Source organism: Robiginitalea aurantiaca, assembly GCF_030380815.1.
In the GTDB taxonomy this organism is placed as follows: domain Bacteria; phylum Bacteroidota; class Bacteroidia; order Flavobacteriales; family Flavobacteriaceae; genus Robiginitalea; species Robiginitalea aurantiaca.
Genome location: NZ_JAUDUY010000003.1, coordinates 381622 through 395076 on the forward strand (window position 1 = coordinate 381622; position 13455 = coordinate 395076).

At 49.0% G+C, this 13455-nt stretch carries 13 protein-coding genes; 5 read left to right on the forward strand and 8 right to left on the reverse strand.

Going from position 1 to position 13455, the window contains the following annotated elements; translation table 11 throughout:
• Positions 1-22: 22 nt before the first annotated feature.
• From QU605_RS08085 to QU605_RS08095, 3 genes are read right to left on the reverse strand one after another with little or no spacing between them, the layout of a single operon-like run.
• Entirely contained in the window at positions 23-751 is a 729-nt protein-coding gene (locus QU605_RS08085; RefSeq protein ID WP_289724779.1) for an MIP/aquaporin family protein, read from the reverse strand.
• On the reverse strand, positions 748-2256 hold the full coding sequence (gene glpK, locus QU605_RS08090; RefSeq protein WP_289724780.1) for a glycerol kinase GlpK: 1509 nt from the start codon (positions 2254-2256) through the stop codon (positions 748-750). Before glpK ends, QU605_RS08085 begins: the two co-directional genes overlap by 4 nt.
• A gap of 7 nt (positions 2257-2263) precedes the next feature.
• Positions 2264-2746, reverse strand: coding sequence for a TspO/MBR family protein (locus QU605_RS08095; protein WP_289724781.1), 483 nt, complete (start codon positions 2744-2746; stop codon positions 2264-2266).
• Positions 2747-2822: 76 nt separating this feature from the next.
• Here QU605_RS08095 and QU605_RS08100 point away from each other — a divergent pair, with 76 nt between their 5' ends.
• The 5 genes from QU605_RS08100 (at position 2823) to QU605_RS08120 (ending at position 8001) form a co-directional block, all read left to right on the forward strand.
• Positions 2823-3905: a diphosphomevalonate decarboxylase gene (locus tag QU605_RS08100; RefSeq protein ID WP_289724782.1), complete on the forward strand. Its 1083-nt coding sequence runs from the start codon at positions 2823-2825 to the stop codon at positions 3903-3905.
• A gap of 63 nt (positions 3906-3968) precedes the next feature.
• Positions 3969-4907, forward strand: a complete 939-nt coding sequence (locus QU605_RS08105; protein ID WP_289724783.1) for a mevalonate kinase family protein — start codon at positions 3969-3971, stop codon at positions 4905-4907.
• An 11-nt stretch (positions 4908-4918) separates the two neighbouring features.
• On the forward strand, positions 4919-5824 hold the full coding sequence (locus tag QU605_RS08110; RefSeq protein ID WP_289724784.1) for a geranylgeranylglycerol-phosphate geranylgeranyltransferase: 906 nt from the start codon (positions 4919-4921) through the stop codon (positions 5822-5824).
• The gene (locus QU605_RS08115) at positions 5821-6783 is read left to right on the forward strand and encodes a carbon-nitrogen hydrolase family protein (protein WP_289724785.1); all 963 of its coding nucleotides are present in this window, start codon (positions 5821-5823) and stop codon (positions 6781-6783) included. The genes QU605_RS08110 and QU605_RS08115 overlap by 4 nt, the downstream gene beginning before the upstream one ends.
• 21 nt (positions 6784-6804) lie before the next feature.
• A complete protein-coding gene (locus QU605_RS08120) occupies positions 6805-8001 on the forward strand; it encodes a pseudouridine synthase (RefSeq protein WP_289724786.1) in 1197 nt (398 codons plus the stop codon).
• Between the two features lie 5 nt (positions 8002-8006).
• Here QU605_RS08120 and argH read toward each other — a convergent pair whose 3' ends face one another.
• The 5 genes from argH to QU605_RS08145 form a co-directional block, all read right to left on the reverse strand.
• Positions 8007-9293 (reverse strand): argininosuccinate lyase, encoded by a 1287-nt coding sequence (gene argH / locus QU605_RS08125; RefSeq protein WP_289724787.1) that lies wholly within the window; start codon positions 9291-9293, stop codon positions 8007-8009.
• Positions 9294-9519: 226 nt separating this feature from the next.
• Positions 9520-10602: a M20 family metallo-hydrolase gene (locus QU605_RS08130; protein WP_289724788.1), complete on the reverse strand. Its 1083-nt coding sequence runs from the start codon at positions 10600-10602 to the stop codon at positions 9520-9522.
• A complete protein-coding gene (argB, locus tag QU605_RS08135) occupies positions 10599-11378 on the reverse strand; it encodes an acetylglutamate kinase (RefSeq protein WP_289724789.1) in 780 nt (259 codons plus the stop codon). Before argB ends, QU605_RS08130 begins: the two co-directional genes overlap by 4 nt.
• Positions 11379-11391: 13 nt before the next feature.
• A complete protein-coding gene (locus QU605_RS08140; RefSeq protein ID WP_289724790.1) occupies positions 11392-12330 on the reverse strand; it encodes a Rossmann-fold NAD(P)-binding domain-containing protein in 939 nt (312 codons plus the stop codon).
• On the reverse strand, positions 12327-13454 hold the full coding sequence (locus tag QU605_RS08145) for an aspartate aminotransferase family protein (RefSeq protein ID WP_289724791.1): 1128 nt from the start codon (positions 13452-13454) through the stop codon (positions 12327-12329). Before QU605_RS08145 ends, QU605_RS08140 begins: the two co-directional genes overlap by 4 nt.
• Position 13455: the final 1 nt, after the last annotated feature.

The following is a 13455-nucleotide window of genomic DNA, read 5'->3' on the forward strand; positions in this document are numbered from 1 at the left end:
TTTGGTTTTCGTTACGTTCGCCTCAGGAAAGCCCCAGGAATAAGAGTGCCGCCAGAACAGCTCCTATTACAGGCCCCACAACCGGGATCCAGCTATAGCCCCAATCTCCGTCCCCTTTATGTTTTATGGGTGCCAGGGAATGTAAAATCCGGGGTCCGAGGTCCCTTGCCGGATTGATTGCGTAGCCTGTCGTCCCACCCAGACTTAACCCAATTGCCCATACCAGAAAAGCTACCGGAAGAGCTCCCAGAGAGCCAAGGCCGATTACTGTCCCCTCATTGCCAAGGGTCGCATCTGTAAAATACAGTACTGTGAAAACCAATACGAAGGTGCCCAAAACCTCACTAAGCAGATTGCGCATGGTATTTCGAATGGCTGGGGCAGTACTGAAAACAGCCAACTGCATTCCGGGATCTTCGGTCCGGTCAAAATGATCTTTATAAATCCCCCAAACGGCAAATGCCCCTAAGAAGGCCCCGATAAACTGAGCGAGGACATATAGTCCGGTATCTGCCCAGGGAAATGCTCCGGCAGCGGCCAATCCTAAAGTAACAGCCGGATTTATATGGGCTCCGCTATAGGGCCCGGCCACAACAACTGCCACGTAGACGGCCATACCCCACCCGGTTGTAATTACAATCCATCCACTGTTATGCCCCTTTGTATCTTTCAATACGACGTTGGCGGTTACCCCGCACCCCAACAGGATCAGAAGAAAGGTTCCGATGACTTCAGCTGTAAATGCACTCATAGTTCTTTTTCTGTATCTGCCGCCCAGTATTCAACAGCTCTGATTGCCCGATGCCATTGGGCTATTCCTTTCTTTGTCTTCTCCGGATCTCCTTTTGGGGTAAATCGCTGTTCCACCTTCCAGAGCTTATCGATCTCATCCAAATCTTCCCAGTACCCCACAGCCAGTCCGGCGAGAAATGCAGCACCCATTACCGTGGTTTCCACAATTTCGGGTCGGATAGCCGCTATATTTAAAACATCAGCCTGGAATTGCATCAGATGGCTGTTGACGGAGGCTCCTCCGTCCACCCTGAGCTCGCTGATGGAAATTCCCGAGTCTGCCTCCATTGCCCTGAGAACATCCATGGTTTGGTAGGCGATGGACTCCACCGCAGCCCGCGCTAAATGGGCATCGGTACTGCCGCGGGTGAGTCCAAAAACAGCCCCCTTTGCCTGTTGGTTCCAATACGGCGCCCCCATTCCTGCAAAAGCAGGCACGAAATACACCCCGTCTGAATCCGGAACCCCGGAAATCAGGTTTTCTATGTCCGCAGAATTCTCGAAGAATTTAAGGCCATCTCTCAGCCATTGTACCACTGCACCGGCAATAAAAATACTGCCCTCCAGAACGTAGGTGGTTTTGCCATCGATTTTCCATCCCACTGAAGTGAGTAAGTTATTCTTAGAAACGATCGGTTTGTCCCCGATGTTCATCAGCATAAAACAGCCGGTTCCATAGGTGTTTTTGACCATCCCTGCCCGCGTGCACATCTGACCGAAAAGCGCGGCTTGCTGATCCCCGGCGATCCCGGCTATCGGAATGCCTTCAGAGAGAAATGCTCCCCCGGTATGTCCGTAGACTTCGCTCGATTCCTTTACTTCGGGTAACATAGAGGGGGGGATATCTAGGAGGGAAAGCATTTCTTCATCCCATTCCAGGGTGTGCAGGTTTAAAAAAAGTGTGCGGCAGGCATTGGTCACATCTGTAATATGAAGCAATCCCGAGGACATTTTCCAAATCAGCCAGGTATCAATGGTACCCATCAGCAGCTCCCCTGCTTCCGCCCGATTCCGGGCACCCGGGACATTTTCCAGGATCCACTTAACCTTGGTTCCTGAAAAATAGGCATCGATGACCAAACCGGTTTTTTCCCTGACCATGGGCTGTTTCCCTTCTTTCTTGAGGGATTCGCAAAACGCCGCCGTTCGTTTATCCTGCCAGACAATGGCATTGTAAATCGGCTTTCCTGTGTTCTTATCCCACACCACAACGGTTTCACGCTGATTCGTTATTCCGATGGCTTTGATATCCCTGGAATCGAGATTTGCCTCTTCCAGGGCTTTGCCCGCCATTTCTTTCTGGACTTCCCAGATTTCAAGAGGGTCGTGTTCTACCCAACCCGGTTTGGGAAAGTGCTGTTCAAACTCTTTTTGAGCCGTCGAAATGATTTCACCAGCCCGGTCAAAAACGAGTGCCCGGCAGCTGGTTGTACCCTGGTCCAGGGCTAAAATATATCCTTGCATAAAGTTGCTAATTGAGCTGAACGATTTTAAAATTTAGAATCCCGGCAAAAAGCACCCAAAGCAGATATGGGACCATAAGATATGCCGCGGTCCTGCTGACGATCTTAAACCGGCGAATGGTTAGGAGGATCAATCCCAAAAGGATTATCAGGATGAGAAGGGCTGGCAAAGGGCTCTGTAAACCAAAGAAGATGATACTCCAGGAGGCATTAAATAGTAATTGAAAACCAAAGAAGTAAAGTGCAGTTTTCACCCATTTATGATAGTAGCCATGCCCCCAAACGATTCCCGCCGCAATCCCCATAAGAATATAGAGCGTGGTCCAGACGGGAGCAAAAATCCAATTGGGGGGGTTAAAGGAGGGTTTGTTCAGCGTGGTGTACCAGGTATCGACAGAAGATTGGGTTGCAAAACCTGACAGAGCACCAACAAGCAGGCATACAATGACAGCTAACGCGATACGCAAATACGTTTTTTTCTCCCTTCTCATGGATTTAAAAATAGGAAATTTTTAAGTAGTAAAGTGGTGAAGGTGCAAAGGCATATCTTTGCAAAAAAACCTGTGGATGATCGAAAAGGATTTTATTCCCGGACCTTCAGGGGACTTGCCTGATGCAGGCACGTTCAGTTGGAAGGCCCCCAGCAACATCGCCCTTGTCAAATACTGGGGTAAGCTGGCAGGCCAGATTCCCACGAATCCCTCTGTCAGTTTTACGCTGGATACCTCAGCTACCCGCACCACCCTTATTTGCGAAAAAACAATGGATCCCGGGGAGTTTCCCCATTTTAGCATATACCTGGATGGAGCCCCTGCACCCCATTTTTCGGAGAAGATTCGCACTTTTTTTGAACGCATTTTGCCCTATCAACCGTTTCTCTCTGAGTATGCTTTTGAGATTCGAACGGAAAACACCTTTCCCCATAGCAGCGGGATTGCTTCCTCGGCCAGCGGTATGGCGGCCCTCTCGCTTTGTCTGATGGATCTGGAGCTTAAAATCTATCCGGATATGTCAACAGAATTCTTCCATCATAAGGCTTCTTTTCTGGCGCGGTTGGGTTCAGGTTCTGCCGCCAGAAGTATTAAAGGCGGGGTTGTGCAATGGGGTGAGCACGACGCTGTACCGGGGAGTTCCAATCTGTACGGCATTTCCTATCCCTTCGAAGTGCATCCTGTTTTTGAATCATTTCAGGATACGATTCTCCTGGTGGATAAGGGAAAGAAAGAGGTGAGCAGTACCGTAGGTCACGCGCTGATGCAGGGACATCCCTTTGCCAAATCCCGGTTTGACCAGGCTCGCAAACACATAGATCAATTACGGCCTGTATTCCGTGAAGGAGATCTCAATGCCTTTATGGCTCTGGTGGAATCCGAAGCCCTCAGTTTGCATGCCATGATGATGAGCAGCAACCCTTATTTTATACTCATGAAACCCGGAACCCTTGAAATTATTGAACGTATATGGGAATACCGGAGGCGCACAGGGCATGCCGTTTGCTTTACCCTGGATGCCGGGGCAAATGTCCATTTGCTCTATCCCGGAGAGAATAAAGAAACAATACAGGCGTTTTTAAAGGAGGAACTTGTTTCCTTTTGTCAGGATGGACATTATTTACTCGACCGCGTAGGACCCGGTGCATCAAGGCTTTAAGGTTTAACACTACCTTTAGAATAAAGTTTGCTACTTTTGTTCTTAACGTTTATAGACACTTCAATGAAAGGACCGTTGTTTTATTCCAAAATCCTGCTCTTCGGAGAATACGGAATCATAAAAGATTCCCGTGGACTGTCCATTCCCTATAATTTCTTTAAGGGAGCCCTAAAGAAATCGGATCATCTGGAAGGCAAAGCCCTGGAATCGAATAAAAACCTGAACCAATTTGCCGTGTACCTGCAAGAAGTTCAGACGGAATCGCCGGATCTGGTCTCCTTTGATCTGGACTCCCTGAAGAAAGATATACGCGAGGGGATGTTTTTCGACAGTTCAATCCCACAGGGCTATGGCGTTGGAAGCAGCGGAGCGCTCGTAGCAGCCATCTATGATCGATACGGGAAGGATAAGATTACGGTCTTAGAGAATCTTACGCGGGAAAAGTTACTTCGGCTTAAGGCTATTTTCGGGAAAATGGAATCGTTTTTCCACGGAAAATCCTCCGGTTTGGATCCCCTCAACAGTTATTTGAGTTTGCCCATACTGATCAATTCACAGGACAATATCGAATCCACCAGTATTCCCACTCAAAACCCGGATGGGAAAGGTGCTGTGTTTCTATTGGATAGCGGTACGGTGGGGGAGACAGCTCCAATGGTACAGATCTTTATGGAGCAGATGAAACATGAAGGGTTTCGGAAAGTCCTTAAGGATCAGTTTATCCGATACACGGATGCTTGTGTGGAGGATTTCATAAGCGGCAATGTCAAATCCCTTTTTGGGAATATCAAGAAATTGTCCAATGTGGTGCTAAACCACTTCAGCCCAATGATCCCCAAAGAATTTCACCAGTTATGGAAGCAGGGAATCGAGTCCAATTCGTATTACCTCAAATTATGCGGATCCGGAGGCGGCGGCTATATCCTTGGATTTACTGAAGATCTGGATCAGGCCCGTGAGGCCCTCAAGGGACATCGTTTGGAGGTGGTTTACAACTTCTAAACACAAACTTCATGTTTTCCCGTAAGACCAGGTTGTTTCTGCTGAAGTCACTGAGTCTTATTTCCATTGTCAGGGGTTACAACATTCTGGTTATCGCATTGGCCCAATACCTGGCGGCTATTTTTATCATGTCACCCGATCTACCGTGGGGAGAGGTGGCCTTCGATCCAAATCTCTTTGTACTGGTATTGTCTTCTGCCCTGGTCATTGCGGGAGGCTACATCATCAATAGTTTTTACGACTCTGAAAAGGACCTGATCAATAAACCCCAGAAGATGATGCTCGACAGACTCGTGAGTCAACGGGTTAAGATCTACGCCTATTTTGTGTTGAATTTTCTGGGCGTTTTGCTGGCCAGCTCTGTTTCTTTCCGGGCCGCGCTATTTTTTGCAGCCTATGTTTTTGCCATTTGGCTCTATTCACACCGGTTAAAGAAATTACCGTTTTTGGGAAATATCGTTTCTGCCCTTTTGGCGATCACCCCGTTCTTTGCCATTTTTGTATACTACCGAAACTTCGACACGGTAATTTTCGTACATGCCCTCTTCCTTTTCCTGATCATACTCAGCAGGGAACTCATAAAAGATATGGAAAACCTGGCCGGGGATATCGCCCAGAATTACCAAACGATTGCAGTGCGCTATGGCACGCGTTTTTCCAAACAATGTGTAACACTGCTTGTCCTGCTTGCCCTGGTCCCTGCAGGATTGCTGATAGCCTACTTCGATGTTGGGTATATGTATCTCTATTTTAGTGCAACCAGCCTTCTGTTGATCTTGTTTTTGGTGTTGCTATGGAAATCAAACTCAAAGAAACAGTTTGTATGGCTTCACAATATTCTTAAGTTTATTATTGTTTCGGGGGTCATCGGTATTCTCCTGATAGACATAGACCTTTTGATAAACAGATTGTTATGAATTCCAATACACTGAGGGTTGCCATTGCCCAGTTCGCCCCTAAATGGCTGGATAAGCGAGGCACCCTTAAAGTAATTGAGGAAGCCATTAAGAGTGCCGCTGAAAAGAATGCGGAACTCCTTGTATTTGGGGAGGCCTTCTGGCCAGGGTATCCTTATTGGCTTGCCTATATGGATGGGGCAGCCTGGGAAGTGCCTGGCAATAAAGCACTGCATGCTCATTATCTCGAAAACGCTGTCATACCTGAACACGGAGATCTTAACCCGATAATTTCCCTGGCCTCGGAATTCGGCATATCCATATACCTGGGTATTGTGGAACGCGCCCAGGACCGGGGAGGACATAGCCTTTACTGTTCACTTGCCTATATCGATGCTTCCAGGGGTTTGTGTTCCATTCACAGGAAATTGCAACCCACATACGATGAAAGACTTACCTGGGCTCCCGGCGATGGGCATGGAATTCAGGTTCACCCCTTGAAGGAATTTAGAGTAGGTGGTTTGAACTGCTGGGAAAATTGGATGCCACTTGCGAGAACTGCTCTCTATGGACAGGGCGAAAATGTACATATTGCGGTTTGGCCCGGCAGCGATTACAATACGCGGGATATTACCCGTTTTATAGCAAGGGAATCCCGTAGTTACGTTATTTCGGCCTCTGCCCTTATGCGGCGGGAAGATTTTCCTGAAAGTACGCCCCACCTCAGTGAGTTTTTAGAAAAAACACCAAAAATTCTGAGCAATGGCGGCTCATGTGTTGCAGGTCCGGACGGAAACTGGGTTCTGGAGCCCCAAACAGGTGAGGAGGGCCTATTTCTTGCAGATCTCTCTCTTCAAAGAATATATCAGGAGCGACAAAACTTTGACCCTTCGGGTCATTACAGTCGCCCCGATGTTACCCGTTTGATCCTGAATCGGTCAAGACAATCGATTTTAGGGTTTGATCAAGCGGACATTTAATACCTTTGCGGAAACCTCGATATGAGCAACTCCGATTCTGGTAAAGGCAGAAAGCCCACCCAAAAACCCACAGGAACCAATTCCGGCAAGAAGGCAGGCCCGAGAAAGGCAGCTTCCAAAGCCTCGAAATCCGGGTCTGGAAGGTCTTCCAGAACTGAGGCAACCGGTCAGGATTCATCAACTCCGCGATCGTCCCGATCCACCGCTTCCGGCCCATCGAAAAGAACACCTGCCCGATCTTCAGGCAGGACAACACCCAGCAGGGATTCCTCTGGCTCCCGACCTGCACGGTCATCCGGAGGGAGCGCTGAACGGTCCTTCAGGAGGGATTCTTCTGATCGTGACGCAACCGGGCAACGGTCATCGCGATCGTCCTCGACCTCAAAATCCGGACCCTATAAAAAGCGGACTCCGGGATCGGCAAAATCCGGTTCATGGGACGCCTCTAAACGCCCTGCCCCGCGTCCGCGTCCATCGGCCAGTGCGAAGACATCAAATGCGGACTCTGGAAAAATCCGTCTCAATAAGTATATCGCAAATGCCGGGGTTTGTTCCAGGAGGGAAGCCGATGTCCTGATTGCAGCCGGGAATGTTACCGTAAATGGAAAGATCATCTCCGAAATGGGGTATAAGGTTGATCCCACAGATGAAGTACGCTTCGACGGGCGCTTGCTGCAGCGCGAAAAGAAAGAGTACGTGCTATTGAATAAACCCAAAAACTTTATAACTACCACAAAGGATGAAAAGGGGAGAAGGACGGTTATGGAACTCATAACCCGGGCCAGTTCTTCAAGACTTCCCCCGGTAGGCCGATTGGATCGCATGACTACCGGATTGCTCCTCTTCACCAACGATGGGGAACTCACTAAAAAGCTGACACATCCCAAACACGGGGTACGCAAGATCTATCACGTAGAGCTGGATTCAAACCTGAAAGCGGGAGATATGGCGAGTATCCGGAAGGGACTGGAACTGGAAGATGGTCTGATTGAAGTAGATGAGGTGAGCTATATCGATGGTGTTTCCAAGCGGGAAGTTGGGATTGAGATACACAGTGGACGGAACCGAATTGTGCGACGGATTTTTGAACATTTGGGATACCAGGTCGTCAAACTCGATCGGGTAGTGCTGGCCGGACTTACCAAAAAAGACCTGCCAAGGGGACACTGGAGGCATTTAACGCCTCAGGAGGTGATAAACCTTCGGATGATTTCGTAACGCGCTTACCCATTCCAGGCCGATTCCATTTTGGATCGGATTTCATCCAGGCATAGATTCCCCAGACTCCCCTGATGACTGTGATTTAGGCTTTTATCGGGCTCATAAGTGCCCTCTTCAATCTGCGCTGCCATTTTGCGATAGGCCTCCCTGAAGGAAATGCCCTGTTGAACCATCGCATCCATGGTATCTACGCTGAACAAATAATCGTATTTGGGGTCAGAAAGAATATTTGAATTCACCTGGATTCTCCCCAAACTGCTTATAGTGATTTCAAGACAGGATTTTAAATCTTCAACAGCGGGAAGGATCAGGGGTTTGGTCATTTGGAGGTCCCTATGATATCCACTGGGAAGATTAGTCGTCAGCAAACTCAATTGATTTGGCAGGCCCTGAATGATATTGCATTTTGCCCTTACGAGTTCAAAGAGGTCCGGGTTCTTTTTATGCGGCATAATACTACTTCCGGTAGTGAGCTCCTGCGGAAAGGAAACAAACCCGAAATTCTGATTCATGTACAGGCAAATGTCCATAGCTAGTTTCCCTAGAGTACCCGCTATGGAAGCCATAGCCATGGCTGAAAGCCTTTCTACTTTCCCCCGGCCCATCTGGGCGGCTACCACGTTATACTTCTGAGTTGCGAACCCCATTTGCGCAGTTGTAAAATCCCGATCGATGGGAAAAGAGCTTCCGTATCCGGCAGCGCTTCCCAGGGGATTCTGATCTGCGACCCTGTAGGCTGCCCGGAGCATGTAGACATCGTCGATAAGGCTTTCGGCATAGGCGGAGAACCAAAGGCCAAAAGAGGAAGGCATGGCGACCTGCAGATGGGTATATCCGGGAAGCAGGACGTCTTTATGTTGGTCAGCAAGTCGCAGGAGCAGGTCGAAAAGCGCCTTTACTTGCCCGTGAAAACCCGAAAGAGCATCTTTGAGGTATAGCTGAAGCGCCACGAGGACCTGATCGTTTCTGGAGCGTGCGGTATGTATTTTCTTTCCCGCTTCTCCCAGGCGCTCCGTGAGTTCGAATTCTATTTTGGAGTGCATGTCCTCAAAGGGTGGATCAATGGAAAACTCCCCGTTCCGCACTTCCTCCAGCATAAGGTCCAGAGCTGAGGTTAGGGATTCGGTTTCTGCCTTAGAAAGGATTCCGATCCGGCCCAGCATATTGGCATGGGCTCTTGAAGCCTTCAAGTCATAAGTTACAAGCACCTGATCGAGTTCCCTGTCGTTACCGACCGTGAAGTGATCCATTTGCTCGTCCGGAGTACCGCCTTTATCCCAAAGTTTCATAAGCTTTTTTTTTAGTGACTATTTTTTTCCTTTTGAACCCTAACGACTGAAGCCATAATTTCGTGAACCCGGGCTGCTTTTGAGAACTTTATTTTAAGGGGGAAAAAGCCCCCTGTATCCCCCAGGTTTAATATCGTCTTCATCCCTGCAAAACCCTATCACCTTCCCAAAGTAATACGCCTGGATTCCAGGGAGGTACTGCCAGGTACTCCCCACACCCGCGAAGTTACCCAAATCTTTCAGGTTGCAGGAATCCCTTTAGCATTGCGACGTATATGGCAATGCCTTCCTCAACCTCTTGAACCATGATGAACTCATCCGCTGAATGGGAACGCTGGCTCTTCCCAGGCCCCATTTTCAGGGAAGGACAACTGAGCGCAGCCTGGTCCGAAAGCGTAGGGGACCCATAGGTTTTTCGGCCCAAACCAATCCCGCTGATCACCAGGGGATGTTCCGGATCTATGGAAGAGGAATTCAGGCGCAGCGACCGCGCACGGAGCTTACAAGGAGCCTCCTTTTCCAGGATTTCGGCAATTTCACCATTGCTGTAGCGATCATTTACGCGTACATCCAATACGATTTCCACCTGTGCGGGAACCGCATTGTGCTGTTTTCCTCCTTTAATTTGGGTGACGGTCAATTTGACTTCTCCAAGTGTTTCTGAGACCCTTGGGAACCGGTAATTTCGGAACCAATCGAGTACGGGAATGGCATTGTAAATGGCATTATCTGGATTGGGATGGGCGGCATGAGAAGGTGTACCTGTGATTGTGCCGTCAAATACGACAAGCCCTTTTTCGGCAATTGCCAGATTCATTTCTGTGGGCTCCCCAACGATCGCCACATCGATCGCAGGCAACGAATCCAGGATTCCCCTTAAGCTGTTTGGTCCTGAATTTTCTTCTTCCGCCGAGGCAACCATGAGAAGATTATGGGATAGGTCCTTTGCCTGATGCCAATAGACAAAAGAGGCCAGAAGGGATACCAGACACCCACCGGCATCATTGCTGCCCAGGCCGTAAAGTTTTCCATCCTCGAGGGTGGCCTTAAACGGATCGCGGGTGTATCCCTTGTTTGGACGCACCGTATCGTGGTGGGAGTTCAGCAGTAGTGTGGGTTTATCTTCTGAAAACCAGGCATTCCTCGCAATGATGTTATTTCCAATTTGTTCACACCCAATATCATGGGATTCCAGCCATTGGCGTATTAAATTGGCCGTTGCAGATTCCTCACCGGAAAAGGAGGGGGTTTCTATCAATTGCTGCAGAAGCGCAAGCGCCTCACGGGTAAGCTTTTCGAGAGAATTCATAATATGATTTGAGTGAATTTAGGGGCATTTCCGCTCAGAAGACCCACCGAACCGATACATACCTGGCCGACCCCTTCCTCCAAAGCTTTAAAGCTATTAAACAATTTAGGAATCATTCCTGTGGCAATATCCCCGGATTTCCGCAGGGCTTCGAAAGCATACCTGTCGATTTCAGAAATCACACTTTCGGGGTCATTTACGTCTCGTAAAACACCTTCCTTCTCAAAACAGTAAATCAATTTTGTGCTGTAGGATGCACTCAGTGCAATGGCGAGTGAAGCGGCAATGGAGTCCGCATTCGTATTGAGCAGTTGCCCGTTCCCATCATGCGTCAGGGCGCAAAAAACAGGAGTGAATCCGGCATCCAATAATCGGATTAACGCCGTTGTCTGAACGCGCTCCACATCCCCTACAAACCCAAAATCGATCTCAGATACCGGTCTTTTCCGGGCCCGTATCAGATCGGCATCCGCGCCGCTTAGGCCGAGGGCGTTGCAGCCCTGACCCTGCAGCCCGGATACCAACTTTTTGTTCGCCCAACCGGCATACACCATGGTGACCACTTCGAGACTCCGGACATCTGTTATTCTTCGCCCATCCACCATTTTGGGGGTTATGCCCAATTCCCTGCTGAGTTTACTTGCGCGTTGTCCCCCGCCGTGAATCAGGATCTTACGCCCTTTCAATTCAGAAAAAGAGGTATAAAACGATTCCAGAAGAATTTGATCCTCCAGAAAGGCTCCTCCGATTTTTACAATAGTTATTTCCTGATTCACGAGTTTATGTTTCTTATGATTTTCCCAATACGTGCATCATCGCAAGCTGGGCAGCGACCGTACGGTTAGCTGCCTGTCTGAGAACAAGGGACTGATGTCCGTCCAGAACCTCATCGGCCACGACGACATTCCGCCTGACCGGCAGGCAATGCATGAATTGCGCTTTACCGAGTTTTTCGGATGTCATCATCCAGGTGGAATCCCGGAGAAGTACTTCGCCGTAGCGGGTGACACTGCTCCAGTTTTTTACATAGACAAAGTCAGCCTCTTCGAGTGCCTGGCGCTGGTCGTAGACAGGAGTGTAGGCTCCTGTAATATCGACATCGAGTTCATATCCGGGCGGGTGCGTGACTACCAAATCCACGGGCATTCGCCTCATTATCTTAACAAAGGAATTCGGTACCGCCTGGGGTAGTGCTTTTGGATGTGGAGCCCAGGACAAGACTACTTTTGGTCTGTTCTTTTTTGTCGCGCCGGAGATTGTCAGGGCGTCGGCCAACGCCTGTAATGGATGCCCCGTAGCACTCTCCATATTGATTACCGGAATCCCTGAATGGGCGGCAAATCCGTTTAGAATACCTTCTGCCTTATCAGTTTCCCGATCCTTGAGACCGGCAAAAGCCCGTACTCCTATCAGGTCTGCATACACGCCCACAACGGCGGCAGCCTCCCTGATGTGCTCTGCAGCCCCATGCTCCATTACCGTTCCATCTGTCAATTCCAGATTCCAGCCTTCTGAACCAAAATTCATCACAATAACCTCGAGCCCCAGAAGATGGGCAGCTTTTTGTGTGCTGAGCCTGGTCCGCAGACTGTTGTTAAAAAAAAGCAGACAGAGGGTTTTGCCATTCCCGAGGGATCTGAGGTCTTTGGGGTTTTCTGTGAGTTCCTTCCCTTTTGCAATCCATTCCGGGAGGGACCCGATGTCCTCGGTGCTTAAGAAATGCTTCATTGGAGTTCAGTTTTGAGGGCTTTGAAAAACAGGTCTAATTCATCGGCGCCAATATTGAGGGCCGGAAGGATGCGAAGCAAATTCTTGTTTTTAGAACTGCCGGTTAAAATGCGATGTTCGTACAGCAACTTTTTTCGAAGGTCAGCGACCTCGAATTCCATTTCAAAACCAAGCATCAGCCCTTTACCCTTAATTTGGCGTATGTATGGAACGGCTGAAAGTTCCATGCGGAAGTATCGTTCCAGTTCCGGTATTTTGGAGATGAGTTTCTCATTTTCCAAAACGTCCAGAACCGTTAGCGCGGCGACACATGCCAGGTGGTTGCCTCCAAAAGTAGTCCCCAACATACCGCTCTGGGCTGAGATATCAGGGTGAATGAGGATACCTCCAACCGGAAATCCGTTCCCCATCCCTTTTGCCATACTGATGATACCAGGGGTAGCTGTACTGTGCTGAAAAGCAAAGAATTTCCCTGTCCTTCCGAATCCGCTCTGTACTTCATCTGCAATGAACACGGCCCCATAACGCTTGCAGAGCATCGCCACGGACTCCATAAAGGCATTATCAGCCATCCCGAGACCACCCACGCCCTGAATGGGCTCCAGGATGACTGCGCAAACGTCTTCTTCGGACAATGCATTTTCAAGGGCTGTAAGGTCATTCAGCGGGACAAACGCAACCTCGTGACCCGCATTGAGTTTTGAAATAATCGATGGGTTATCCGTAGCGGCTACGGCAGCTGAAGTACGACCGTGAAAACTATTCTTAAAGGCTATAACCTTTGATTTCCCCGTGTGAAAGGATGCTAATTTTAAGGCGTTTTCATTTGCTTCAGCGCCTGAATTACATAGAAACAACTGGTAGGTGTCCAATCCGGAGGCCGCTCCTAGGGCAGCGCATAGCTTCTCCTGCAGGGGGATTTGGACGGAATTGCTGTAATAGGCAATCCGATGGAGCTGTTCGGAAAGGTTTTTTACAAATTCAGGGTGAGAATGGCCAATGGAAATGACCGCGTGGCCGCCATATAAATCCAGGAATCGCTCTCCGTTCTGGTCCGTAATCCAGCAACCCCGGGCAGAGACCGGCGTGATATCAAATCTGGGATATACGTCAAAGAGTTCCATG

Bases quoted from the DNA above. Each gene is read 5' to 3' on its own strand.
- QU605_RS08115 (WP_289724785.1), top strand. From the start codon at position 5,821: ATGAATTCCAATACACTGAGGGTTGCCATTGCCCAGTTCGCCCCTAAA.
- argH (WP_289724787.1), bottom strand. From the start codon at position 9,293: ATGAAACTTTGGGATAAAGGCGGTACTCCGGACGAGCAAATGGATCAC.
- QU605_RS08100 (WP_289724782.1), top strand. From the start codon at position 2,823: ATGATCGAAAAGGATTTTATTCCCGGACCTTCAGGGGACTTGCCTGAT.
- QU605_RS08130 (WP_289724788.1), bottom strand. From the start codon at position 10,602: ATGAATTCTCTCGAAAAGCTTACCCGTGAGGCGCTTGCGCTTCTGCAG.
- QU605_RS08145 (WP_289724791.1), bottom strand. From the start codon at position 13,454: ATGGAACTCTTTGACGTATATCCCAGATTTGATATCACGCCGGTCTCT.
- QU605_RS08105 (WP_289724783.1), top strand. From the start codon at position 3,969: ATGAAAGGACCGTTGTTTTATTCCAAAATCCTGCTCTTCGGAGAATAC.
- QU605_RS08085 (WP_289724779.1), bottom strand. From the start codon at position 751: ATGAGTGCATTTACAGCTGAAGTCATCGGAACCTTTCTTCTGATCCTG.
- QU605_RS08140 (WP_289724790.1), bottom strand. From the start codon at position 12,330: ATGAAGCATTTCTTAAGCACCGAGGACATCGGGTCCCTCCCGGAATGG.
- glpK (WP_289724780.1), bottom strand. From the start codon at position 2,256: ATGCAAGGATATATTTTAGCCCTGGACCAGGGTACAACCAGCTGCCGG.
- QU605_RS08120 (WP_289724786.1), top strand. From the start codon at position 6,805: ATGAGCAACTCCGATTCTGGTAAAGGCAGAAAGCCCACCCAAAAACCC.
- QU605_RS08110 (WP_289724784.1), top strand. From the start codon at position 4,919: ATGTTTTCCCGTAAGACCAGGTTGTTTCTGCTGAAGTCACTGAGTCTT.
- QU605_RS08095 (WP_289724781.1), bottom strand. From the start codon at position 2,746: ATGAGAAGGGAGAAAAAAACGTATTTGCGTATCGCGTTAGCTGTCATT.